Below are 24,459 nucleotides of genomic sequence, written 5' to 3'. Positions count from 1 at the left end.
TCAGTGAAGAGGGGTCGTCTCAAAAATGATGGGGCGTCCCCCTTTACCATAAAAGGGAGTGGAAAAATGCGTGTATTCAAACAATGGATTACTTGTTTGCTGTTAGTGGTAGTGATAACGAGCTCAGTATCGGTAGAAACTTCTAATGCTACCACAATAAGTTCAGAAGAGGCTTACGATCAGGTTGCAAATTATATGGTCAATGCGGTACCTAACCCAAAGTTTGGACATGAGTGGTTTATTATCGCTTTGGCAAGAGGAAATTATAAAGTTCCTACAAATTACTATGACACATACTATAACAATCTAGTAAACGTTGTAAAAGAAATGAATGGAAATCTTCATAGTAGAAAATACACAGAGTATGCAAGGGTAGTGTTAGCTTTATCTGCTATCGGGAAAGATGCAACGGATGTCGGTAGTTATAACTTAGTAGAAAAACTATATGATTTCGATCGTGTGATTTTGCAAGGAATAAATGGTCCTATTTTTGCACTAATTGCTCTAGATAGTTGGGGATATAAAATTCCTACGACGGCTTCAAACAGTCGCAAGAAGATGATTGATTATATTTTAAGTAAGCAGTTAGATGATGGTGGATTCGCCCTCTCAGGTACAAAGGCAGATCCTGATATAACGAGTATGGCTGTCCAAGCTTTATCGACATATAGTCACGAGCCAAAAGTGAAAGTAGCAATTGATAGTGCGCTTGAAACATTAGTAAGTATTCAAGGTTCTGAAGGTAGTTATGCAAGCTGGGGTGTTACAAATTCTGAAAGTGTTGCTCAAGTGATTGTTGCTTTAACAAGTGTTGGTATTGATCCATTAGAGGACGCTCGATTTAGAAATGTCGTACCTCAACTACTAACTTACTTTGATAAGACAACTGGTGGCTTTAAACATGTATTAGATCAGGAAACTGATGGTATGGCGACAGAACAAGCAAGTTATGCACTAGCCGCCTATCATCGCCTAATTGCAAACAAAACAAAACTTTATGATATGTCAGATACAAAAACTGTGTCTCAATCTGAAGATAATCAAATACCGAATGATCAAAACAAAACAAAATTTAATGACATAACAAACCATTGGGCAAAACAATTCATTGAAGATGCGTCAAATTTAGGTTTACTCAATGGTTTCCCAGATGGAAGTTTCAAACCAAATCAATTTATGACACGTTTACAAGCAACTTCAATTATAGTACAAATTCTAAATTTAACAGCAACTCAGGATGCACCATATAAAGATATTACCTCTTTAGATGAAGGCGCCCAAAGAAGGATTGCGGCTGCTTATGAAGCAGGAATTATATTCTATGAAAATGATAAATTTTATCCAAACGAAAAAATCACAAGAGTTGAACTAGCTCAAATGTTAGGTCGAGCTTACACATATAAAACGGGCTCTACTTATATACCAAAACAGTTAGCTCCATATTCAGATATTCAACAATACAATAAAGAAACAAAGAACTCTATTACCTTATTATATGATTTGAAAATTGCAACAGGTTCTAACGGTTTATTCAACCCTACGAATCATACAACACGTGCTCATGCATCTGTAATGTTTGTGAACTTTTATGAGCAGTTTCAATGAAAGTGAGGAAATTATTTGTGATACGTAAATGGCTACCTCTAATCATTGTAATCCTTTTCAGTTGTATATTAGCAGGATGTAAAATTGAAACGGTTGAAGAGCACCAAAAGCTTGCATCGGAGGAGCAAAGTATCGATGTAGAGCAGGTAGAAAAAAGTGAAGAACTGGAAAGTAAAGAAGAAAATAATTTAACGGTTGAACCGGAAGATGAAATCGAAATAGAAGAAAAAAAGAGTGACGAGGAAGAGAAACCTAAAGAGGACTCTAAAGAAACTAGTAATCTAGAGACTAATAATGAAAAGAAACCAGTAGAAACAGTAGTACCAAAAACAGAAGATACTCTAGTAAAACAAGATTCTGCAACGACAAAAGAAGATGCAAATACCTTAGAAACAGATAAAGATAAAGAAATAACCGAATCTGCTGTACCGAAAAGATACGTAACGATTGGGATTTATGTGAAATCACTTTTGAACAATATGGATTTACTTCATCCTTCTTTACGTAGCGATCAATATGTACCGAGAAATGGTATTATATTAGGTCCAACTCGATACGAATTACTCAGTGATAATGAAACGGTATGGGATATTCTTGTTCGCGCCACAAAAGAACATAACATCCAAATGGAATACCAAGGCGCAGATCAAAATATTTACAACAGTGTCTATATTGAAGGTATAAACCATCTTTATGAATTTAGCGCTGGTGAATTAAGCGGTTGGATGTATAGTGTGAATGGCGATTTTCCTAATTACGGAAGCAGTCAATATATACTAAAGGACGGAGATGTCATTGAATGGCATTATACTGTAGATTTAGGTCGAGATTTAGGTGATGATTGGAATGGAGACCAATGAAAGCATTTGAAACGTATCATCCGATTGTAATATTTTGTTATTTTTCTTCTGTAATTTGTATGACGATGTTTTTTATGCATCCAGTTTATATTGTAAGTACCTTTTTCCTTGCAACGATATTACGATTGATTTGGTTAAGGGGTCAATTTTGGAAGTCTAGCTGGTATTATGTCCCATTGTTATTGGGAATGGCAGTTGTGAACCCGCTAATTAGTCACAATGGTAAGCTTGTCATTTTATATATCAATGACAATCCAATTACGATTGAAGCAATTGTATATGGGTTTGCTATTGCCTTACTAATTGTTGCAATAATGTTTTGGTTTAGTTGTTATAACATAGCCATGACATCTGATAAGTTTCTATATCTTTTTGGTAAAGTATCGCCCGTATTGGCTTTAACGATTTCTATCACGATGAGGCTAATTCCACGCTTTAAACATCAACTGCGTGTCATTTCTGAGGCACAAAAAACAATTGGGATGGATTTTACAGTCGGTTCACCTTTGCATCGTGTGAAGAGTTGCATGAATATTTTGTCTATACTCATAACCTGGGCATTAGAAAACGCGATAGAAACAGCAGATTCGATGAGAGCAAGGGGATATGGGGTGAAAAAACGTTCTACTTTTTCTTTGTTTGTCTTAGAGAAACGAGATGTCAAGATGCTCGTTTACATTACTATTTTAATCTCAGTATGTTTATATGGTGTTTTTACTGGTTATATGACCTATTATTATTATCCTACATTTATGAAACTTTATTGGTCTATGGATCATTTACTATTTTATTTTGACTATCTGATCTTATTGTCTATTCCAATTATGACGAATGTTAAGGAGGGCATCAAATGGCGGTACTTACAATCAAAGATTTGAGTTTTTCATATCCAGAAGAGAAGGATAATGCCCTACACTCTATTAATCTTGAAATTGATGAAGGTGAATTCGTCGTTCTTTTAGGTCAATCAGGATGTGGAAAAAGTACATTACTTAAGCAAATAAAACGAGAAATTGCGCCACATGGCCAATTGATAGGTGAAATTTTCTATAGGGATACACCTATACATTTAATAGAAGCACAATTGAAATCCTCAGAGATTGGGATTGTACTACAAAATCCAGAAAACCAAATTGTAACCGATAAAGTTTGGCATGAATTAGCCTTTGGATTAGAAAACTTAGGTCTAGAAACACATACTATTCGTAGACGTGTTGCTGAAATGGCAAACTTTTTTGGAATTCAGCAATGGTTTCGTCAAAGTACAATCGATTTATCTGGAGGGCAAAAGCAGCTATTAAATTTGGCATCCGTTATGGTAATGCAACCAAGCCTTTTATTACTTGACGAACCAACGTCCCAATTAAATCCCATAGCGGCTTCTGAATTTATGACAATGCTCCGGAAACTAAATGAAGAACTTGGGTTGACAATCCTCATTGCAGAGCATCGTTTAGAAGAAGTTTTACCAATGGCAAGTCGCGTTATTGTTATGGAGAAAGGTACTGTCATTTACAATGGAAAACCACGAAATCTATTACAAGGATTGCCGCATGGACATGCGATGATTAAAGCGTTACCCTCGGCAATGAGAATTTATCATTCATTGGGGGGGATGATAGACTCTCCTTTAACGATTAAAGAGGGAAGACAATATTTGCAGGAAATGGATATTGAGAATGATAGAATTGAAGACGAAGTACTACACGAAAAACAGGAAATCGTTCTTGAAGCAAAGGATGTAGCATTCAGGTATGTGAAAGATGGACAAGATATTCTAAGGTATTTCAATATAAAAGTTTATGAGGGTGAATTTCTATCAGTCATTGGTGGTAACGGAACCGGGAAGTCTACAGCTTTAAAAGTGCTATCGGGACTATTAAAGCCATATCGTGGACAAGTTTTTTTAAATGGTAGAAAGATAAATAAGTATACAAATACAGAATTATATCAAAAAAATATGGCAGTTTTACCACAAGACCCAACTGTGTTATTTGTTGAAAAAAAGGTGAGTCAGGAATTACAGACGACGGCGAAAATGGCGGGATCTATATCGAAAATTGAGCAGATTATTGAATTATTTGGATTAGGAGGATTATTAGAGCGACATCCTTTTGATTTAAGCGGTGGTGAACAACAGAAGCTTGCAATAGCCAAACTATTATTACTTAATCCACGAATTTTATTACTTGATGAACCGACAAAAGGTCTAGATGCACATGCAAAGCAATCCTTAGCAGAGACTCTACAAGTATTGCAAAAACATGGTGTCACAATTTTAATGGTTACACACGATATTGAATTTTCAGCACAATATAGCGATCGTTGTGCATTATTTTTTGATGGTCAAATTATATCGAATGATCCTCCTCGTAAATTTTACAGTGGAAATACTTTCTATACAACAGCAGCCCATCGAATGACAAGAAAGATATTTGATAATGCAATTACCTGTGAGGATGTGGTTAAGTTATGCAAAAAAGCAGACAAAGTCGCTTCCGGTTAACTTTTACGGTAATTATTATATTTATCTTCATGCCATTGGTGCTATATGGTGGTGTCGTATTATTAGAAGATCGAAAATACTATGTTATTTCAGTTATTTTAATATTATTAGCTTGTATACCATTCATTTTAAGATTTGAGATGCGAAAGCCGCAGCCTAGAGAAATTTTATTGATTGCTGTTATGGCAGCAATTTCTGTAGCAGGTCGTGTATTATTTGCTGTAACACCCGGGTTCAAACCTGTTGCGGCTATAACTGCAATTACAGGTATATATTTAGGGGCAGAGGCTGGCTTTTTAACAGGTGCTTTAAGTGCCATTGTTTCAAATATGTTTTTTGGCCAAGGACCTTGGACACCATTTCAAATGTTTACTTGGGGATTGATAGGATTTTTTGCGGGCTTACTCGGGAAGACTGGGAAAATGGAAGGGAAGGTCGCATTAATAGTATTCGGTGTTGCAACGGGAGTGTTTTATTCAATCGGAATGGATGTTTGGAGCGTCTTATCCATTACAGGGTTGTTTTCTCTAGAAGCCTATCTATTAGCATTGACGACTGCGTTACCGTTTACAGTAATGTATGCTATTTCTAATGTAATTTTCTTACTCATTTTAACTAAACCTATTGGTGAGAAGTTAAAACGTATTAAATTGAAGTACAATATCCTTAACTAAAATAGTAAGTCAAGTAATATGAAAAGCACGTTCCAAGAAGGAGCGTGCTTTTTAAACGTGTCGTCAGTTTATTTCTGTATTTACCCCATAATATGATATCCAGAGTCAACATAGATTGTTTCCCCTGTTACACCACTTGAAAGGTTACTTAACATTACCATTGTCATGTTTGCAACTTCTTCTTGAGTGATGTTACGTTTTAATGGAGATTTTTCTTCAATTTGGTGAAGGATCGTGTTAAAGCTTGGGACACCTTTCGCAGCTAATGTACGGATTGCACCAGCAGAAATAGCATTGACGCGAATTCCTTTAGCACCTAAGTCAGCTGCTAAATAACGTGTTGAAGCTTCAAGAGCAGCTTTTGCAACACCCATAACGTTGTATCCGTCAAGAACGCGTTCTGCACCTAGATAAGACATCGTTACGATAGAGCCACCTTCAGTCATGTATGGTAAAGCAGCTTTTGCAACAGCAATTAATGAATAGGCACTTGTATCCTGTGCGAATGCATAGCCATCACGTGTTGTTTCAACGAAACGGTTATGTAAATCTTCTGCATTTGCAAATGCAACTGAATGTACAATTCCGTGCACAACTCCAAACTGTTCACCAATTTGTTGGAAAGCAGCTGCAATACTTTCATCACTATTTACATCGCATTCTACAACAGCGGTATTATAATCTTGGTAATCATTTAAAACCTTCTCGATTTTACCTTTAGAACGTTCTTTTCTATATGTAAAAATTACATTTGCGCCAACTTCTAATAATTTTTTAGCGATTCCCCACGCGATACTGCGCTCGTTAGCTACACCCATTACCACAATATTCTTATCTTTTAATTGTAAAATGTCCATTATTATAGATACCCCTTTAACTTTTTTATAATATCAGTTATTAGTACCAACTACTAAAAAGATTTTAACAGTTATTTCTGTAAATATCAACAGAATTATAGTACCCTTTGTTTGTGGGAGGTAATCTTATGCGCATTTCTGTAAAACAATTGATTGATTTAAATAATAAAAAACGTCAATTATTAACTTCTGAAAATGAAAAATATTATAGTAATCTACTTGTTTATATAAGATCCAGTGGCTTTAAAAATGAAAAAGCTATGGAAGAAAAGCTGTTAGAAATATTGAAACAATTAATAGAAGGGCAAAATGAAGGGGAAAGAGCTGAAGATTTAGTTAGAAAATCAGCAAAAGATCTTGCGGAGGATATCGTTCAATCTATACCTGAAGCATCATTTAAAGAGAAAATGGAATTTGGACTTGAAATAGGATTAACTCTATTTGGATGGTTTTTAGTTATTTGGGGAATCGTGCCACTTATTAAAAATGAAAATCCAATCGTTTATCTTGGATCATTTTCAGTATCACTTGCACTATTATTAGTATCATTATCTTTCATTCTTTTCTTGATTATGGGAGTGTTAAAGAAAAGTGCTTTTGAGAACAATGGAAATTCAAATAAAACGATTATTACATTTGGGGTTATTGTAGGTTTACTTTTTGTAGGAAGTATCCTTGTTCAACTAGTAGTGCCTCCATTTGGCATAGCTTTTGAAGTGACCTATTTTACACCGATTGGTTTAGGAAGCTTCTTTTTATTAGCAAGTTATATATTAAAAAAATCAAGAGAATCGAAGTAAAAAAGGACATGGGTGACATGTCCTTTTTACTATTCGTATTTCAACGGGTCTCCATCAAATGACTCATCGGCAACTTTGATAGAATCTGTTGGACAGCCTTCAAATGCATCTTGCATATCCTCTAGTAGATCTTCTGGAACTTCTGTAGTCCCCGTGTTATCATCTAAAATAACGAAGGCAATACCTTCATCGTCGTAATCATAAATATCAGGGGCAGCCGCACCACAAGCACCGCATGCTATACATGTATCTTTATCTACAATAGTGAACTTTGGCATTTCTATCTCTCCTTTTTCCGATCAGCTTACATAGAAGCTACCTTACTATTCTAAAACGGTTTAAACTACTTTTCAACATAAATACTAAGAAATTGGAGTGCTTGAATTGATATTTCAATCAATAGTCTTAAAAATTCTTCACAAATTAAATAGTGAACGTACGATTTCTGCGGTTTATCATTTAATTCGTGGAAAACGTTCAGGGCAGACAATTCAAGATGTAGGTATATTCCACTTGCATAAATTTTTCGGAATTTTACCTAAGCTAAGTAGAAAAATATTTGATGAAGAAATTAATAAATTAATAGAACAAGAGTACATATCAATTGTACAGGAATCGAACTACGAAGTAACGGAAAAGGGCTTAAAAAAAGTGCAGGAGCCACTGCCGATTTCTTTTGATGGTTGGCATTATCGGGGAAATGAACATCTATTTTTTGCAAGATTGTCTTTAATTGTTCAAAGCTTATCCCATCAAAAAAGAGGTATCATGAAGTTTATTCCTATACAACAAAACGAAGAAATTCAACAATGGGTGAAAAACTTTTTACTAGCAAATCATTATCAAAATGGGACATTACAGGATAGTTTGCTAGAGGAAATGATTAGTAGTTTAGAAAATACTAATTGTAATGAAACAGATAAACTATTTGTTATGCAAAGGTTAGCAGGGTACAAAATCCCTGGATATACTTGGCAACAAATAAGTATGTTAGAAAATGTTTCGAATATGGATGTACAGTTAACATATATTTCTTGCTTACATAATTGGTTAAATGAAATCGCGCAAAAAAATGAACAATATCCTTTATTAAATCAAATTGCAATGAATATAAGAATTGAAATTCCATTAACTGGTTCTGCACTTCAAACAGCAAACTTGTTTCGTAAAGGGTATTCGATTGAACAAATTAGCTCCATTCGAAACTTAAAAATCAGTACAATTGAAGATCATATTGTAGAACTCGCTATGAATGAACCGAATTTCTCGATTGAAGAATTTATATCACCTACAGACATAGAGCTAGTGTTAAATGCCATTCATGATTACAACACACGAAAGCTTAAAATTTTACATGAAGTAATTCCGCATTTAAGCTATTTTCAGCTTAGACTTGTGCTTGCTAGAGGGGAATGATTGTATTGCAATTAGAAGCGACATTAAACAAATATTTCGGCTATTCGTCATTTCGCCCAGGTCAAAAGGAGGTAATTGAGCAATTAGTTAAAGGGCAGGATGTTATTGCTCTATTGCCGACTGGAATGGGGAAATCTCTATGTTATCAACTACCCGGATATATTTTTGAAGCACCAGTGCTAATCATTTCTCCATTACTTTCATTAATGCAGGATCAAGTGACGCAAATGAAACAAAATGGGGAAAAACGAGTTATTGCGATTAATTCATTTTTAACTACAGAACAAAAGCAAAATGCTTTAAATTATCTTCATCAATATCGCTTTATTTTCATATCACCTGAAATGTTGTTACAAGCTCATGTTCAGAACCGATTATCTCAAATGGCATTATCATTAATTGTTATAGATGAAGCCCATTGTATATCGCAATGGGGATTTGATTTTCGTCCTGATTATTTGCGAATTGGAGAGGTATTTGATCGCGAAAATCGCCCACCTATTCTCGCATTATCAGCTACTGCCACAGACAAGGTTCTTGGCGATGTTGAAAAATATTTGAAAATGAAGACTCCATATAAATATATTCATTCAGTTGATCGCCCAAATATCCATTTGGGAAAACGTTTCTTTCGAGATCAAGAGGATAAATTACAATGGATATTACAACACGTACAAGATACTGAGGGGCCAGGGATTATTTATACTCAATCTCGCTCGAAAACGGAAAGTATAAGTGAAAGATTACTCCAGCTTGGAATATCAGTTGCCTCTTATCACGCGGGTAAAGATGCGTTAGATCGACAATTTATCCAGCAGCAATTCATAGAAGGTTCACTCGATTGGATCGTTGCAACAAATTCTTTTGGAATGGGTGTAAATAAGCAGGATGTTAGACAAGTAATCCATTTTTCAATTCCTTCCAATGTGGCCAGCTATATGCAGGAAATTGGAAGAGCGGGCCGCGATGGTGAGCATGCGTTAGCAATCATTTTATATACTGACGGGGATGAAGATGTCGCAAGAATGCTTGCAACAGATGATTTACCGACTGAGCATCATATTGAACGATATGCCCAATACATATCTCAAAATGAAAATGTGAAAAATATGATTCAAAATGGTGAAATCTCAGAAACAGCTCTACGTGTACTAGACTATTGGATGGTCCAACTGCCTCGGGAACAAGTTGCTCATATTCTAACGGAAATGAAAAGGGAAAAATTACTTGAAATTGATGAAATGATGGGTATCGTTCGCACTGAAAAATGTATGCGAGAAAGAATAGTTCACTATTTTGGACAAACACTAGCATCAAAACCAGAAAATTGCTGTGAAGGCTGTGGACTAACCTTTTCTGATATTATTCGACCACGTGAAAAAGACAAGGCTTCTTATCGTCCTATTACATGGAGAGAACGAATTGAAAGTATATTGTTAGGAAATGAATAAAATTTTAGATGGATTTCATGTTTTCGACAAAATCCCCGAAAATAGGTTTTGACATTTACTTTTTTGATAAATTTCGGCATAATATACAGTAATGTCGGAGGTGGCAAGATGAGTAGGGAAGACTATAGAGATAAAATTGAAGAACATCGCCAATCAATTAAAGTTGATCAAGATCAGACGAACTCCAGACGAGCACGTTCAAAAGGGAGAACTACTGTTCAAAGAAAAAAACGTCGAGATCCATTACTAACAACATTAGCTATAATACTAGTTTTAATACCGTTATGTGTATTAATATATTTTTCAGTTATTTGGTCTCCAGGGACAACTGAAGAGGTCCAAAATGGCAATGAAACAGTAGAATTTGAAGAAAACAATGGTTTACCTGAAACTGACAACAATAATGAAGAAGGTAACGTTGATGATTTAAATGGCGATAGTGAACAAACAGGAAACAATGAACAGTCTGATAATGAAAGTATTTTGGATAGTACCGATCAACAACAAAATGAAGAACAAAATGATGTAGGACAAGCACCAAACAATTCTTCAAGCCCAAATAATCCAATTGAAACTAATAATGGCGAGCAAGAAAATAACAATGAAAATACTAATTCAAATGTACATATTGTAAAAGTAGGGGATACGCTTTATAGTATTGCTACAGATAACAATACAACTGTTGAACAAGTAATGTTAATCAACAATTTAAGCTCAGAAAATATTTATGTTGGACAAGAAATTCGTCTACCATAAAAGAGCAATTTGTTTTCATTGAATTAGGAATACATTAAAATGAAAAACATAAAATATGTTGAATTTTGTAAAAGACGCAAGGTGTGAAATGCTACCTCGTCTTTTTCTTTTTCCTTAAAAGGGGTGGACGATTATGATTTATATTGTTTTGTCTATAATACTAATTTTCTGTATTGCCTTACTTTTATATATGATAAAAGAAGCTTTTGAACATAATGTTTTGCACCATGTCATCGAATTAAAAGGTGTGTGTGAAGAACAGTTTAAACTATTTTTCATCTCGGATATTCATAATCGCATTATTAGAGAAGAAGAAATTGGAGATAAGAAGGGAAATTTTGATGGCGTCATTATTGGCGGAGACTTAGCTGATAAAAGAACACCCATTGAACGATTAATTAAAAATATTCAATTCCTAACCACTCTAGGGCCTGTTTATTTTATTTGGGGAAATAATGATCGAGAAGTAGGGGAGGAAAGACTTCGTAAAATTTTGTCTGATTCGAACGTAACTATAATTGAAAATGATGCCATTTTATTACCGAACAGAAAAAATACCATCTGGATAAATGCCATTGATGATACAACTACTAATAATGTCGATTTTGACAAAACATTTGCTAAGACTGAAGCAAAAGACCTTGTTTTTTTCGTCTCACATAATCCGCAAGTTTTTTCGGGAGTACTTACCCAATATAAAGTAGATTTTTTAATGGGAGGACATCTACACGGTGGTCAAATTCGACTTGGTCCATTTGGTATTTATCCTCACGGGTCCTTTTCCTATAAAAAAGGTGTACCAGTTTTAATAAGTAATGGCTATGGTACTACGCTTCTACCTTTAAGATTTGGTGCAAAACCACAATGTCACATAATTGACGTAAAGATTACAATGTAAAATAAAACCACTTGCTAAAAATTAGCGATATAATATGGATAGGTTGTTTTAAGGAGATGTAAAATATATGCAAAATGTAGATGCAATTATTGTTGGGGGAGGCCCTTGTGGCATATCGGCGGCTATTGAGTTACAAAATATCGGTTTAAAGCCGGTTATCATTGAAAAAGGGAATGTTGTCAATGCCCTTTATAATTACCCGACACATCAAACATTTTTTAGTACAAGTGAAAAATTAGCAATTGGAGATGTACCATTTATTATTGAAGAACGGAAACCTAGAAGAAATCAGGCGCTCGTTTACTATCGTGAAGTGGTAAAGATGAAAAATTTAAATGTACATCGTTTTGAAAAAGTAGAGTCTGTATCAAAACAAGCAAATGGTCAATTTATCGTTAAATCAGATAAAGGAGTTTATGAGACACCTTATGTAATTTTGGCGACTGGTTATTATGACCACCCGAATTACTTAAATATACCTGGAGAAGACTTATCAAAAGTTTTTCACTATTTTAAAGAAGCCCATCCTTTTTTCGATACGGATGTGCTTGTAATTGGAGGTAAAAACTCAGCAGTCGATGCAGCACTTGAATTAAATAAAGCTGGAGCTAGAGTGACCGTGTCCTATCGTGGTAGCTCCTATTCCCCAAGTGTAAAGCCGTGGATATTACCAGAGTTTGAAGCACTTGTAAGAAATAGAGAAGTAAACATGATTTTCAATAGTCATGTCGTTGAAATTCGGGAATCTGATATTGTTATCTCAGTTGATGGTAAGGAACAAGTAATGAAAAATGATTTTGTTTTTGCGATGACCGGATATCACCCAGACCATAGCTTCATTTCTGCAATGGGTGTTCAAATTGATCAAGAGACAGGTAGACCAATTTATAATGAAGAAACGATGGAAACGAATGTAGAAAATCTATTTATTGCAGGTGTACTTGCTGCTGGAAATAATGCAAATGAAATATTTATTGAAAATGGTAAATTTCATGGTGGGTTAATCGCGAAACATATTATTGAGAATCGCTAATTGAATATGTGAGTCGCAAACCGATTTTATACAGCATAATTTACTAGGTAGCCTGCTTCAGTGGAAAACAACAACACACAAAAATAATAATCTGCTATTCCATATATCATAATCGGAATAGCAGATTAATTAATTTATATCTTAATAAATTAATTAAAAAACTCTCTTAATTCAATATTATTACTTACTTGATTTAACCCGATTAACAATTTTAATCTTGCTTTTTGTCCGCTTATTCCTGTGGCAAAAATTGCTCCTAAATCTTCTAGCATTTTACCTCCGCCATCGTAGTTATATACTGGTTCAGCAATTCCGTTATAGCAACGAGAAACGATGATTACTGGGATTTGCTTTTCAATTAGTTTTTTTATGCCATTACCTACACTTGGGGGAACATTGCCTTGTCCTAATCCTTCAAGAACTACACCATCATAGTTAAAATAGCTGATAGCTTCCATCAGATCTGCTTCCATCCCAGCATATACTTTAAATAATGCTACCCGTTTTTGAATAGCCTCAACCTCAACAAACCGTCTTTTAATCGGTGTATGATGAAAATGAATTTGCTTTTTCGTTATTAGACCAAGCGGACCGTATTGGGGACTTTGGAAAGTGTTAACTGAAGAAGTAGAGGTTTTCGTACAATTAAATGCGTGATGTACCTCATCATTCATCACTACAAGCACACCTTTGTTTCGTGCTTGATCATCACAAGCTACTCGAATCGCTGAAACGATATTATATACGCCGTCAGCACCTAATTCGTTAGATGAACGCATTGCGCCTGTTAATACAATAGGAATATCTAAATTTGTTGTTAAATCTAGAAAATAAGCTGTTTCTTCTAATGTATCAGTTCCATGAGTTATGACCACACCATCTATTGGTTGTTTTTTTATGCAATCCAAAATGGTATTCCGTAAAGAAAGCATTTCTACAGGTGTAATATGTGGAGAGGGTAGATGAAATGCTTCTGTTTCAATAATTGTTGCATATTGATTTAATTGTTGGCTTAAGCCTACTAATGGGTTTGCATCGGAAGGTTGTACAGCACCAGTTTCGTTATTTATTTGCATTGAAATCGTTCCACCTGTGTGGACAAGTAAAATAGTTTTCATTTTCAGACTCCTTAAACTACATTTTATGATCATATAATATGTTCTAACTATTATCTTATAATAAAGAGATGAGTTAGAATTTCAAGACGTAAACAATACATTCTATTCTGTTGGAATGTTTTAACATTGTTTTTATTTTTCGCGTTTTAAATGATATAATTATTCCAATAAGTTGGAAAGGGAGCAAATCGACATGTTTATATTATTATCCTCTGCGATAGCTCCAGGCTTAGCCTTATTCAGTTACTTTTATTTAAGAAATCAAATGGCAACTGAACCTCGCAAAACATTGTTCCAGTCATTCCTTTATGGAGCGCTAATTACGTTTCCAATCATGTTTATACAATTTGTATTAAAAGAAGAGGGTGTGTTTTCACAACCCTTTATGGCAAACGTTGTTTTTTCAAGTACAATTGAAGAGTTTTTTAAATGGATTGTTATTTTTGCCATAATCTATGGTCATATAGAATTTGATGATCCATATGATGGAATCTTATATGGCGCTAGTATTTCACTGGGATTTGCGACAGTTGAAAATGTTCTTTATTTATTATCTTTTGGTATTGATACAGCCTTTATAAGAGCTATGCTACCAGTAACGAGTCACGCTTTGTTTGGTGTTGTAATGGGTTATTATTTTGGGAAAAGTAAATTCGCTAAAAATGATCATGCGACTGAATACTTGATTTTAGCATTTATTATCCCATTGTTATTACATCTCGCATATAATACAATTTTATCTTTTCAAAACGTTTGGTTTTATCTAGTCGCGCCTTTTATGTTGTTTTTATGGTGGCTGGCCTTAAGGAAAGTAAAGCTAGCACATCAGCATTTAGTTGAACATTTAATAGAACAAAATAAATACAATTAAAGGTACATGTTTCATTGAATTGAAATAATGTACCTTTTTACATTTATAAACGTATAAAACATTCACTTTTTAACATGCTATGAAAAAGGAGTGAAAAGGATGTTAAGAAGTATATTAATAACAACAGTATTAGTTCTTGGAATCGCTTCGTCTATCGACCAGACGAAGGTAGCAAATGCGTTTTCTGGTCGACTTCTCGAACGTGGATCTTCTGGAGATGATGTTATCGAATTACAAGCTAGACTACAATACTTAGGTTACTATAATGGCAAAATAGATGGTATTTTCGGTTACGGGACATATTGGGCATTACGAAATTTTCAAGAGGCATTTGAACTTGATATTGATGGTATCTTAGGTCAAAGATCCAGAGATGTATTAGTTAGAGCTAGTAAATTTGATAGGGAATGGGTGCACAGGCAGATAAGAGAAGGTAATGAATTTACTTATTATGGTGGAACCCCTCTCGATCAGCAAGTGAAGAGTGGGCGGGGATCCTCCGGTGGATCAGGTCAAAATAATACAACAACAGTGCAATTACCAACAAAATATTCTGAAAGAGATTTACAGCTGATGGCAAACGCAGTCTATGGAGAATCGCGCGGAGAGCCCTATGAAGGACAAGTTGCTGTAGCAGCAGTAATATTAAACCGTTTAGAATCTCCAGATTTTCCAAACACAATTTCTGAAATCATCTTTCAACCAGGTGCATTTACTGCTGTAGCAGATGGACAAATTTGGTTAACACCAAATGAAAGAGCAAAACAAGCAGTACTTGATGCAATGAATGGATGGGATCCTACTGAAAATGCATTATACTATTTCAATCCAAAAACAGCGACAAGCAAATGGATCTGGTCAAGACCACAAATTAAGCAAATAGGTGAACATATATTCTGCTATTAACATACAAAGGGAGGGGAAACCATGAAAAATGCAGTGTATTTGTTATCGATAGCAGTTCTAGCACTTGCACTCTATTCATTCGAAGTTAGAAGAGAAAATGAAGATTTACAAAGAGCAATTCATGCACAATATACAAACGCATTAACAAGTGCTTCTGAAACGCTAACGACCCTTCAAGCTTCAGTATCACAATCATTACTTTTCCAAGACAAAAATGCTTTGAATCAAGAACTAGATAATATTTGGCGTCTAAGCGATCAATTACGAGGATCGATAAGTGGCTTGCCTTTAAATAGAGAAGTAGCGAATAACTGGATGAGATATGTCGGAAATATCGGTGAAGAGGCAAGATTAGCTGCAGAAAATGGAGATTATGAATCATGGCAAAAGAAAATGGAAACAGTGTCATCGAATTTAAGAGCCCTGTCAGATGAATGGAATATTGCGACAGCTATGTATTTTGAAAATGATGGAGATTATTCAAAATGGCAAAGAACTTTAAACAATGAAACTGAACAAGGTCAGTTTAAAAATATTGCTCAAAATTTAAAAACATACTCAGAGACTGACTTCCCACTTACGGCGAGTGAATCCGATTGGCAAAAGAAAAGAGATTTAAAGCATCTAGAAGGTAAAGAAATAACTAAGGATCAAGCGATTGAAGCATTAGAGATTATATTACCTGATATTAAAGATGCAGCGTATACAGTAACGAAAAGTAAAGATGATGCCCCATATCCTTTCTATCATATTCAATTTGTAAAAGGAAGCCGAGTAGGTTATGCAGACATTACGGTTAAAGGCGGTCAGCTTTTATCCTTCCTTTCAGAACGACCTGTTCAGGAAGATAAAAATGTATCAGCACAAGATGTTCGTGAGTTAACGATGCAATTTTTAGATCGTGCTGGCTATGATGATGTTGAGTTTGTAGAATTCCGAGAAAATCACGAAGTATATCACATTGCAGTAGCACGAGTTGTTGGTGATGAAAAAGCGCTCGTATACCCTGATGGCATTCAATTAAAAGTATCAAAGGATAGCGGGGAACTTTTAGGTTTAAATGCAATGGAATATGTCCAAAAAGAAAATATTAAAGAAGAGCAAACTGTTAATGAAATCGATTGGAAAGAATTCTTTAGACCAGGTACTGTTGTGGAAGAAGAAAAAATGATATATACAGAAAATGAACTATTTGAACTACGCCTTTGCTACGAAGTCATTGCTCGTTTTGATAATAAATACAATGAAACATTTAGAGTTGTAGTAGATGCAGATACCCATGAGGTCGTAAAAGTAGAGTATATGTCGTAATAGTATACTGTGATAAATAATATAGAAATAAAAGTAAATTCGTGCAATAATAAGTATATATTATTGTACGAGGTGGCGGATAAATTGGAACTAAAGATAGGTACTATTTTAACACTAGAACCGATTCCTACTGCAGAAAACTTGGAAAAATATCATTGCAAAATCGTAGATCGTAATGACCGAGTCATTTTTATCGATTATCCAGTTAATACATTAACGAACAAAACAGCATATTTAATCGATGGTTCACAATTTCGTGTCACATATAGCACAGAAGATAAAAATAGCTATGCATTTAATACTCAAGTAGTTGGTCGTAAAGTCGCTAATATTCCCATGATTATGCTTTTGTTACCACCGGAAGAGGAAATTATAAAAATTCAACGAAGAGAATTTGTACGCGTCAACACTACAGTCGATGTTGCCGTTGAATTTGAGGGTAAATATTATCAATTTGTTACAGAAGATGTAAGTGCTGGTGGAATAGCACTTAACCTTTTGAACAAACCGGTTTCATTTCAAGATGGTGACCATATCAATTTAACGATGGTATTGCCATACTCCAATGGAGACATTCAATATGTAAAAACAAAGGCATTAGTCGTCAGAATCTTTGACAAAAATAAATTAAGACTAGCTTCTATTCAATTTATTGATATGGATGATTTGGATAAACAATATATTGTTCGATTCTGCTTCGAACGACAATTAATGATTCGCAGAAAAGAATTAAATAATGTTTAATTAAAAAAGCCCTACCCCAAGCTGCACCTTATTGTTACAATTTGGTTTTAGATCGGGTAGCGGCTTTTTTATATTGTCAAATTTCTTTGTTTATTTTAAGAAGTATTTTAAGTCGAGTTGTGTCGTTCTAAATTGGTTAAACTAATATAAGGTTTTAAGTTCAATCATTAGGAAATCTGTATAACTTCTATGGTAAAATACTGATGGAAAGTAGGGATATTTATGACAAACAAAATACAAATCGCAATTGATGGTCCTGCAGGGGCTGGCAAAAGTACAATCGCAAAAATCGTAGCAGAAGCGCTAGGTTATACATATATCGATACAGGGGCAATGTATCGTGCCGTAACGTATAAAGCATTAAAGAGAAACATAAAATTAAATGATGCTAAAGCATTAGAGGAAATGTTACTAGGCACCTCCATTGAATTAAAGCCTTCTGAAAATGGACAACTTGTATATGTAGATGGTGAAGATGTATCACAATTAATTCGTTCCAATGAAGTTACAAATAATGTATCACAAGTTTCAGCTCATCCGAACATAAGAAAAATATTAGTAAATATGCAAAAAGATTTAGCATCGAGCGGTGGTATTGTAATGGATGGTAGAGATATTGGTACACAAGTATTAAAAGAAGCACAGTTAAAAATATTTATGTCAGCATCTGTAGAGGAAAGAGCAAAAAGACGTTTGCTAGATAATGAGTCACGAGGAATACTATCAGATATCGAAACATTGAAAAAGGAAATTACAAAACGTGATAAATTAGATAGTGAAAGAGAAGCTTCACCTCTCATTCAAGCAGACGATGCGATCTATCTCGATACAACAAATTTATCAATCATTGAAGCTGCAGATGTAATTTTAAAATTAGCAAGGGATAAAATGGAATAATTTTAGAATACATGCGTATTTTCAATATATAGATACAATTTTTTTGGCAGATAAGAACGATTCATTCTTTCTTATCTTCATAAGGGCAACAAAGGTTACCCGCCAAAAAAGTACGTCAATTAACCAAGTTTTTCTAAAAGAAAAGGAATATTTTTTGTTTTTATGAAGGTTTTTTAATAAAATAGAAATTGGAAGATGCGAAGGAGGGTTACATATGTCTGAAGAAATGAACGCAAACGCAGGCCAAGAATTTCGAGAAGGAGATATTGTGAAAGGTGTTGCTGCAAAAGTCGAAGACAAAGCAGTAACTGTTTCAATAGAAGGTGCACCGTTTGACGGTATTGTACCAATTAGCGAACTTTCGAGCTTGCATATTGAAAAAGCCTCTGATGTTGTATCAGTAGGTGATGAATTAGAATTAGTCATCACGAAAATCGAAGAAGAAAATTTTGTTTTATCAAAACGCAAAGTTGATGCAATGAAAGCGTGGGATAAGCTTGAGGCACAATTTGCATCAGGGGAAAGCTTTGAGGCTGAAGTAAAGGATGTTGTGAAGGGTGGCCTGGTAGTTGATTTAGGCGTACGTGGCTTCGTTCCTGCATCGTTAGTAGAAGACTATTTTGTAGAAGATTTTGAAGACTATAAAGGTAAAACTTTACGATTTAAAATAACTGAACTTGATAAAGAAAAAGGTCGATTAATTTTATCCCATCGCGCTGTAGTAGAAGAGCAAAAGAACTCTAAGAAGAAACAAGTACTTGGAGGAATCAAAGAAGGCGATATACTAGAAGGTACTGTTCAACGTATCGCGCCATTTGGAGCTTTTATTGATATTGGTGGCGTTGATGGTTTAGTGCATATTTCTCAAGTAGCTCATGAGCACGTAGAGGACGTTGCTACAGTATTATCGAAAGGTCAAGCTGTAAAAGTGAAGGTATTATCAGTAGACCCATCAAATGAAAGAATTTCTTTATCGATTAAAGATACTTTGCCAGGACCTTGGACAAACATTGAAGACCGTGTGGCAAAAGGCTCAGTTCTAAAAGGAACAGTAAAACGTTTAGTTTCATTTGGTGCATTTGTTGAAGTGTTACCAAGCATTGAGGGGTTAGTTCACATATCACAAATTTCACATAAACATATTAATACTCCTCATGAGGTATTAAAAGAAGGACAAGAGGTTGAAGTAAAAGTATTAGATGTAAACGAGGCAGAGAAACGTTTATCTCTAAGTATGAAAGAACTTCAAGAAAATCCTGAAAAGGTTGAAGAATTCGATTATGAATTACCGGAAGAAAATACGGGCTTCTCATTAAGCGATGTAATTGGAGATCAACTAAAAGGATTTACTAATAAATAATATTAATTTTCATATCTGACAGGTGTGTAAATATGCACACCTGTTTTTTTATTTTTATTAAATTTATTTTATCTATTATCCATACATATTTGAGTAACAAGGTATGAAGCATTTAGCGCCTATACTTCTTAAACGAAAGGTATTGATGTAACTTTTGGTAATAATCCCATAGTGTTAGACAATACTATATGTGATCGATATATGGCATAAAGTGCAATGCAGAACACGACGTTTCTCGTGAATAATGTGATATCATACTCGAATTCGTGTATAATACAAAAGATAAGAAATTGGAAGGATGAAGTACAGATGACAAAACCAGTAATCGCCATCGTAGGTCGTCCGAACGTAGGGAAGTCAACAATTTTTAACCGTATTGTTGGTGAACGTGTTTCCATCGTGGAAGATATTCCAGGTGTAACACGTGATCGTATTTATAGTTCGGCAGATTGGTTAACACACGAATTCAATATTATTGATACGGGTGGTATTGAAATAGGCGACGAGCCTTTTTTAGAACAAATTCGAGCACAAGCGGAAATCGCGATTCAAGAGGCGGATGTTATTATTTTTATGACAAATGGCCGTGAAGGTGTGACGCTAGCCGATGAACAAGTGGCTAAAATTTTATACAAAACAAAAAAACCAGTAGTTCTTGCAGTCAATAAAATCGATAATCCTGATATGAGGGAAATGATTTATGATTTTTATTCTCTAGGTTTTGGAGAACCATTTCCTATTTCCGGATCACACGGTTTAGGACTGGGAGATTTATTAGATGAATGTGCTAAACATTTCCCTAAGGAAGATGAAGAACAATATTCAGAAGACACGATTAAATTTAGTTTAATAGGTCGACCAAATGTAGGGAAATCTTCTTTAGTAAATGCTTTCCTTGGCCAAGATAGAGTGATTGTGAGTGATATTGCTGGTACGACACGCGATGCAATTGATACGCCATATAGTTATGATGGGCAAGAATATGTCATTATTGATACTGCAGGGATGCGTAAAAGAGGAAAAGTTTACGAATCAACAGAAAAATACTCTGTTCTACGTGCAATGCGAGCAATTGAACGTTCGGATGTTGTTTTAGTCGTACTTAATGCAGATGAGGGCATTCAAGAACAGGATAAAAAAATCGCTGGCTATGCCCATGAAGCAGGCAAAGCGATTGTTATCGTTGTAAATAAATGGGATGCTGTTGAAAAAGATGATAAAACAATGAATTTATTTACCCAGCAAATTCGCGAGCACTTTTTATATTTACATTATGCGCCGATTATCTTTGTATCTGCGAAAACAAAGCAACGGGTGCATCAAATATTATCGCTTGTTCAACGAGTTAGTGAGAACCATTCGATGCGAATTCAATCTTCTATTTTAAATGAAGTAATCGAAGATGCTATTGCGCGTAATCCAGCTCCGACTGATAAAGGACGTCGATTACGCATCTATTACACAACACAAGTAGCGATTAAGCCGCCAACATTTGTAACCTTTGTAAATGATCCAGAATTAATGCACTTTTCTTATGAGCGATTCCTAGAAAACCGAATCCGTGAAACCTTTGATTTTGAAGGAACACCTATACGCATGATTGCACGCGCTAGGGACTAATTGAGGGAAGGGGATTTTTTCAATGGAACATGTTACAGTATTTGGTGCTGGATCTTGGGGAACTGCGCTAGCGATTGTGCTAGCAGAAAATGGTCACAATACTCTTCTTTGGACTCATCGACAAGATCAAGCAAATGAAATAAACGACCAGCATACAAATAAAAAATATTTACCCGAAACAAATCTTCCAGAGCTACTAACAGCAACGAGCGACATGAAGCAAGCAGTGAACCATGCCTCTATTTATGTAATGGCTGTGCCTACAAAAGCAATACGAGAGGTTTGCGGAAATGTAGTGAATCATTTATCGGAAAAGGCATTATTTATCCATGTTTCAAAGGGAATTGAGCCTGATTCATTACTAAGAATTTCTGAAATATTAGAGCAAAGCTTACCTTCTGACCTAGTACAAGATATTGTCGTATTATCTGGACCAAGTCATGCTGAAGAAGTGGTATTACATCATCCAACTACGATTACAGCAGCTTGTAAAAATATAAAATCCGCTGAAAAAACACAGGATTTATTTATGAATGGCTATTTCCGCGTCTATACAAATACGGATGTCATTGGTGTTGAAATTGGTGGGGCATTAAAAAATGTCATTGCCCTAGCTGCGGGTATTTCTGATGGATTAGGTTATGGTGATAATGCAAAAGCCGCACTTATTACAAGAGGCTTAGCAGAAATTTCTCGAGTAGGCGTAAAGATGGGTGGGAATCCATTTACCTTTTCAGGACTATCCGGTATGGGAGACTTAATTGTAACTTGTACGAGTGTACACTCTCGAAACTGGCGTGCGGGTAACATGCTTGGTAAGGGCATGAAGCTTCATGAAGTATTAGAAAAGATGGGTATGGTTGTTGAAGGTGTACGTACAACAAAAGCGGCATATCAATTATCCACAAAATATGAAGTGCCAATGCCATTAACCGCTGCATTGTACGATGTGCTATTTAATGAAAAAGTTCCGAAAGATGCTGTAGATGAGCTGATGATTCGGATGAAGAAGCGAGAAATTGATAATTTAATATAAATGTGAAAAAATTTCCATAATTCGGTCGAAAAGTTCATGAATTTTTCACATTCTATGAAACATATCATGTTTGACTCTCGCAAAAATTTTGTATAACAATGTAAAATGAAGTTAAGGTAGGAGGTATGATTGGTACCTCCTATTCTTTTTGTAACATTCTCGGGTATAATGATTGATGGTGTCAATTTTACTATATACATACTCTTTAAATTTGAAAGGTGGTCATGATATATGCAATCAAATTCTATATTTGATCCAGGAATGTTTGTTTTAAATTCTGCATCAACGGGCCCACTTGGACATTTGCCAGCTTTAGATGTAATGTGGATTTCCTTTTGGTCCATAGGTTTATTAATTTTTTCAGTACTGATATTGTCAGCGACAAGAAAATGGATTAAAAATGGATTTCTAGCAGCAATTTTTAAACTGTTCGCTTTTGTACTATTTTTATTTGGTTCGTATTTAATGGCTCTTGTCGTCTTTACATGGCCAGCGTAATTAATTCGAGGTGAAAAATGTTGAAAAATAGATGGAGAGTTAGTGCATTACTTATAATATTTTCAATTCTATTATCCGGTTGTATGTATCCAGCTGATCAAAGAGTTGAAAACCAAATACCCGATCAAGTTCAATTAGACGGGGTACAAAGAGCAATCGAGGAATACCAAGCGGATACGGGCGTATTACCGATTAAAAACCGTGATATGGATACTGATATTTTTATTAAGTACCCAATCGATTTTGAAAAGCTTGTCCCAAAATATTTATCGAATACACCGGGTAACTCCTTTGAAAAAGGAGGAATTTTTCAATATATTATTTGGGATCCAGAGGAAAACCCAACTGTAAAATTAGTTGACCTAAGATCAGCAGAAGCAATTCGTGATTTAAACATTCGATTATTGCCTTTCAAATATCCTATGTTTAAAACAGCGATAACAGATTTTGTTTATACGATTAATTATGAGGAATTAGGCTATAAAACTGAACTTACTGTCCCTAGTCCCTATACAAATAATCAACTTCCTCTTGTTCTTTCATCAGAAGGAGATATTTATGTTGATTATTCAATCGACTTAAATATTTTTATACAGGAAAATAATCTAACACCAAAACCAGGTGAAGATATACGTATGCTATTAGTCGATGCGTATCCAGTAGTACCTGCTTATTCGTTACCATATACTGTGAATGAAAAGAATGAGCCAATTTTCATGTATGACCCAACAAAAAAAGAAAAATAAAAAATCGACCAATAAAACACCTTGTACCGTTACTGGACAAGGTGTTTATTAATTTCTTGAAAAAATATAAAAGGAAAGGGTGAAAGTAGTTTTTTTGTAACATTTTTCGAAAGTGACAGACATAGAATAAAATCGAGCTTGAGAAATAAAAAGTGTTACAACTTTTTCTAATTTTTATTCATGATATTATTCACTATCTCATAAACTGAATTACGTAAAGGAGGAGCTACAATAGGCCAAGAAATCTTTCATCAAATAGCAGAGAGAACGAATGGGGATGTATATATCGGTGTTGTAGGACCTGTCAGAGTTGGAAAGTCTACTTTTGTGAAAAAAATGATGGAGTCAATTGTGCTCCCAAATATCGTAGATGAAGAAGATCGCAAAAGAGCACTGGACGAGCTGCCACAGAGTTCACCGGGTCCTGTTATTATGACTGCAGAACCAAAGTTTGTTCCTGCACAGGGTACACAAATTACTATTGGGGAAAGTGAAA

At 34.9% G+C, this 24,459-nt stretch carries 24 protein-coding genes and 1 pseudogene; 22 read left to right on the top strand and 3 right to left on the bottom strand.

Annotated features, from left to right (window positions below):
- Nucleotides 1-66: 66 nt before the first annotated feature.
- The 5 genes from CD30_RS19530 to CD30_RS11455 are packed head-to-tail and all read left to right on the top strand — an operon-like array spanning nt 67 to nt 5,645.
- Nucleotides 67-1,605, top strand: a complete 1,539-nt coding sequence (locus CD30_RS19530) for an S-layer homology domain-containing protein (protein ID WP_052126171.1) — start codon at nt 67-69, stop codon at nt 1,603-1,605.
- Nucleotides 1,606-1,622: 17 nt separating this feature from the next.
- Entirely contained in the window at nt 1,623-2,465 is an 843-nt protein-coding gene (locus tag CD30_RS19525; protein WP_170215832.1) for a DUF4430 domain-containing protein, read from the top strand.
- A complete protein-coding gene (locus CD30_RS11465) occupies nt 2,462-3,343 on the top strand; it encodes an energy-coupling factor transporter transmembrane component T (protein WP_036177002.1) in 882 nt (293 codons plus the stop codon). The genes CD30_RS19525 and CD30_RS11465 overlap by 4 nt, the downstream gene beginning before the upstream one ends.
- Entirely contained in the window at nt 3,316-4,971 is a 1,656-nt protein-coding gene (locus tag CD30_RS11460) for an ABC transporter ATP-binding protein (RefSeq protein WP_036177001.1), read from the top strand. Before CD30_RS11465 ends, CD30_RS11460 begins: the two co-directional genes overlap by 28 nt.
- Complete coding sequence (locus CD30_RS11455) at nt 4,938-5,645, top strand: ECF transporter S component (RefSeq protein WP_036176999.1); 708 nt, start codon at nt 4,938-4,940, stop codon at nt 5,643-5,645. The genes CD30_RS11460 and CD30_RS11455 overlap by 34 nt, the downstream gene beginning before the upstream one ends.
- A gap of 80 nt (nt 5,646-5,725) precedes the next feature.
- Here CD30_RS11455 and fabI read toward each other — a convergent pair whose 3' ends face one another.
- Complete coding sequence (gene fabI / locus CD30_RS11450) at nt 5,726-6,505, bottom strand: enoyl-ACP reductase FabI (RefSeq protein ID WP_328286135.1); 780 nt, start codon at nt 6,503-6,505, stop codon at nt 5,726-5,728.
- A 125-nt stretch (nt 6,506-6,630) separates the two neighbouring features.
- Here fabI and CD30_RS11445 point away from each other — a divergent pair, with 125 nt between their 5' ends.
- Nucleotides 6,631-7,302 (top strand): DUF1129 family protein, encoded by a 672-nt coding sequence (locus CD30_RS11445; RefSeq protein WP_036176994.1) that lies wholly within the window; start codon nt 6,631-6,633, stop codon nt 7,300-7,302.
- Between the two features lie 29 nt (nt 7,303-7,331).
- Here the strand turns inward: CD30_RS11445 and CD30_RS11440 are convergent, their stop codons facing one another.
- The gene (locus tag CD30_RS11440) at nt 7,332-7,580 is read right to left on the bottom strand and encodes a ferredoxin (RefSeq protein ID WP_036176992.1); all 249 of its coding nucleotides are present in this window, start codon (nt 7,578-7,580) and stop codon (nt 7,332-7,334) included.
- A 97-nt stretch (nt 7,581-7,677) separates the two neighbouring features.
- On the opposite strand from CD30_RS11440, the gene CD30_RS11435 reads away from it, so the two are divergent.
- The 5 genes from CD30_RS11435 (at nt 7,678) to CD30_RS11415 (ending at nt 12,856) form a co-directional block, all read left to right on the top strand.
- Nucleotides 7,678-8,718 (top strand): YpbB family protein, encoded by a 1,041-nt coding sequence (locus CD30_RS11435; protein WP_235802052.1) that lies wholly within the window; start codon nt 7,678-7,680, stop codon nt 8,716-8,718.
- Nucleotides 8,715-10,169: a RecQ family ATP-dependent DNA helicase gene (locus CD30_RS11430; protein WP_235802051.1), complete on the top strand. Its 1,455-nt coding sequence runs from the start codon at nt 8,715-8,717 to the stop codon at nt 10,167-10,169. The genes CD30_RS11435 and CD30_RS11430 overlap by 4 nt, the downstream gene beginning before the upstream one ends.
- A gap of 108 nt (nt 10,170-10,277) precedes the next feature.
- Nucleotides 10,278-10,925: a LysM peptidoglycan-binding domain-containing protein gene (locus tag CD30_RS11425; protein WP_036176989.1), complete on the top strand. Its 648-nt coding sequence runs from the start codon at nt 10,278-10,280 to the stop codon at nt 10,923-10,925.
- 133 nt (nt 10,926-11,058) lie between these two features.
- On the top strand, nt 11,059-11,823 hold the full coding sequence (locus tag CD30_RS11420) for a metallophosphoesterase (protein ID WP_036176987.1): 765 nt from the start codon (nt 11,059-11,061) through the stop codon (nt 11,821-11,823).
- A 67-nt stretch (nt 11,824-11,890) separates the two neighbouring features.
- Entirely contained in the window at nt 11,891-12,856 is a 966-nt protein-coding gene (locus CD30_RS11415) for a YpdA family putative bacillithiol disulfide reductase (protein ID WP_036176985.1), read from the top strand.
- 149 nt (nt 12,857-13,005) lie between these two features.
- Here CD30_RS11415 and CD30_RS11410 read toward each other — a convergent pair whose 3' ends face one another.
- Nucleotides 13,006-13,974, bottom strand: coding sequence for an asparaginase (locus tag CD30_RS11410; RefSeq protein WP_036176983.1), 969 nt, complete (start codon nt 13,972-13,974; stop codon nt 13,006-13,008).
- A 193-nt stretch (nt 13,975-14,167) separates the two neighbouring features.
- Here CD30_RS11410 and prsW point away from each other — a divergent pair, with 193 nt between their 5' ends.
- The 11 genes and pseudogenes from prsW to CD30_RS19825 form a co-directional block, all read left to right on the top strand.
- Nucleotides 14,168-14,845 carry a glutamic-type intramembrane protease PrsW gene (prsW, locus tag CD30_RS11405; protein WP_036176980.1) on the top strand — a complete coding sequence of 226 codons (678 nt, stop codon included), beginning with the start codon at nt 14,168-14,170 and terminating at the stop codon, nt 14,843-14,845.
- Between the two features lie 99 nt (nt 14,846-14,944).
- Entirely contained in the window at nt 14,945-15,751 is an 807-nt protein-coding gene (gene sleB, locus CD30_RS11400) for a spore cortex-lytic enzyme (protein WP_036176977.1), read from the top strand.
- Nucleotides 15,752-15,772: 21 nt separating this feature from the next.
- On the top strand, nt 15,773-17,062 hold the full coding sequence (locus tag CD30_RS11395; RefSeq protein ID WP_036176974.1) for a PepSY1/2 domain-containing protein: 1,290 nt from the start codon (nt 15,773-15,775) through the stop codon (nt 17,060-17,062).
- Nucleotides 17,063-17,146: 84 nt separating this feature from the next.
- Nucleotides 17,147-17,806: a flagellar brake protein gene (locus CD30_RS11390; RefSeq protein ID WP_036176972.1), complete on the top strand. Its 660-nt coding sequence runs from the start codon at nt 17,147-17,149 to the stop codon at nt 17,804-17,806.
- A gap of 222 nt (nt 17,807-18,028) precedes the next feature.
- Nucleotides 18,029-18,703 (top strand): (d)CMP kinase, encoded by a 675-nt coding sequence (cmk, locus tag CD30_RS11385; RefSeq protein WP_036176969.1) that lies wholly within the window; start codon nt 18,029-18,031, stop codon nt 18,701-18,703.
- A gap of 214 nt (nt 18,704-18,917) precedes the next feature.
- On the top strand, nt 18,918-20,063 hold the full coding sequence (gene rpsA, locus CD30_RS11380) for a 30S ribosomal protein S1 (protein ID WP_036176966.1): 1,146 nt from the start codon (nt 18,918-18,920) through the stop codon (nt 20,061-20,063).
- 309 nt (nt 20,064-20,372) lie between these two features.
- Nucleotides 20,373-21,683: a ribosome biogenesis GTPase Der gene (gene der, locus CD30_RS11375; RefSeq protein ID WP_036176963.1), complete on the top strand. Its 1,311-nt coding sequence runs from the start codon at nt 20,373-20,375 to the stop codon at nt 21,681-21,683.
- A gap of 22 nt (nt 21,684-21,705) precedes the next feature.
- Nucleotides 21,706-22,719, top strand: coding sequence for an NAD(P)H-dependent glycerol-3-phosphate dehydrogenase (locus CD30_RS11370; protein WP_036176962.1), 1,014 nt, complete (start codon nt 21,706-21,708; stop codon nt 22,717-22,719).
- A 231-nt stretch (nt 22,720-22,950) separates the two neighbouring features.
- Nucleotides 22,951-23,217 (top strand): DUF2768 domain-containing protein, encoded by a 267-nt coding sequence (locus CD30_RS11365; protein WP_084077836.1) that lies wholly within the window; start codon nt 22,951-22,953, stop codon nt 23,215-23,217.
- Between the two features lie 17 nt (nt 23,218-23,234).
- Nucleotides 23,235-23,963: a hypothetical protein gene (locus CD30_RS11360; protein ID WP_036176961.1), complete on the top strand. Its 729-nt coding sequence runs from the start codon at nt 23,235-23,237 to the stop codon at nt 23,961-23,963.
- Between the two features lie 231 nt (nt 23,964-24,194).
- Nucleotides 24,195-24,459: pseudogene (locus CD30_RS19825) on the top strand (stage IV sporulation protein A); the annotation flags it as partial.

The sequence above is a fragment of the Ureibacillus massiliensis 4400831 = CIP 108448 = CCUG 49529 genome (assembly GCF_000772965.1).
GTDB classification, from domain to species: Bacteria; Bacillota; Bacilli; order Bacillales_A; family Planococcaceae; genus Ureibacillus; species Ureibacillus massiliensis.
Note: the sequence above shows the minus strand (reverse complement) of the source record. Positions and strands in the feature narration are given on the sequence as shown.

Bases quoted from the DNA above. Each gene is read 5' to 3' on its own strand.
- rpsA (WP_036176966.1), top strand. From the start codon at position 18,918: ATGTCTGAAGAAATGAACGCAAACGCAGGCCAAGAATTTCGAGAAGGA.
- prsW (WP_036176980.1), top strand. From the start codon at position 14,168: ATGTTTATATTATTATCCTCTGCGATAGCTCCAGGCTTAGCCTTATTC.
- CD30_RS11465 (WP_036177002.1), top strand. From the start codon at position 2,462: ATGAAAGCATTTGAAACGTATCATCCGATTGTAATATTTTGTTATTTT.
- CD30_RS11365 (WP_084077836.1), top strand. From the start codon at position 22,951: ATGCAATCAAATTCTATATTTGATCCAGGAATGTTTGTTTTAAATTCT.
- CD30_RS11420 (WP_036176987.1), top strand. From the start codon at position 11,059: ATGATTTATATTGTTTTGTCTATAATACTAATTTTCTGTATTGCCTTA.
- CD30_RS11455 (WP_036176999.1), top strand. From the start codon at position 4,938: ATGCAAAAAAGCAGACAAAGTCGCTTCCGGTTAACTTTTACGGTAATT.
- der (WP_036176963.1), top strand. From the start codon at position 20,373: ATGACAAAACCAGTAATCGCCATCGTAGGTCGTCCGAACGTAGGGAAG.
- cmk (WP_036176969.1), top strand. From the start codon at position 18,029: ATGACAAACAAAATACAAATCGCAATTGATGGTCCTGCAGGGGCTGGC.
- CD30_RS19530 (WP_052126171.1), top strand. From the start codon at position 67: ATGCGTGTATTCAAACAATGGATTACTTGTTTGCTGTTAGTGGTAGTG.
- CD30_RS11445 (WP_036176994.1), top strand. From the start codon at position 6,631: ATGCGCATTTCTGTAAAACAATTGATTGATTTAAATAATAAAAAACGT.
- CD30_RS11415 (WP_036176985.1), top strand. From the start codon at position 11,891: ATGCAAAATGTAGATGCAATTATTGTTGGGGGAGGCCCTTGTGGCATA.
- CD30_RS11410 (WP_036176983.1), bottom strand. From the start codon at position 13,974: ATGAAAACTATTTTACTTGTCCACACAGGTGGAACGATTTCAATGCAA.
- CD30_RS11360 (WP_036176961.1), top strand. From the start codon at position 23,235: ATGTTGAAAAATAGATGGAGAGTTAGTGCATTACTTATAATATTTTCA.
- CD30_RS11460 (WP_036177001.1), top strand. From the start codon at position 3,316: ATGGCGGTACTTACAATCAAAGATTTGAGTTTTTCATATCCAGAAGAG.
- CD30_RS11440 (WP_036176992.1), bottom strand. From the start codon at position 7,580: ATGCCAAAGTTCACTATTGTAGATAAAGATACATGTATAGCATGCGGT.
- CD30_RS11430 (WP_235802051.1), top strand. From the start codon at position 8,715: ATGATTGTATTGCAATTAGAAGCGACATTAAACAAATATTTCGGCTAT.
- CD30_RS11395 (WP_036176974.1), top strand. From the start codon at position 15,773: ATGAAAAATGCAGTGTATTTGTTATCGATAGCAGTTCTAGCACTTGCA.
- sleB (WP_036176977.1), top strand. From the start codon at position 14,945: ATGTTAAGAAGTATATTAATAACAACAGTATTAGTTCTTGGAATCGCT.
- CD30_RS11370 (WP_036176962.1), top strand. From the start codon at position 21,706: ATGGAACATGTTACAGTATTTGGTGCTGGATCTTGGGGAACTGCGCTA.
- CD30_RS11425 (WP_036176989.1), top strand. From the start codon at position 10,278: ATGAGTAGGGAAGACTATAGAGATAAAATTGAAGAACATCGCCAATCA.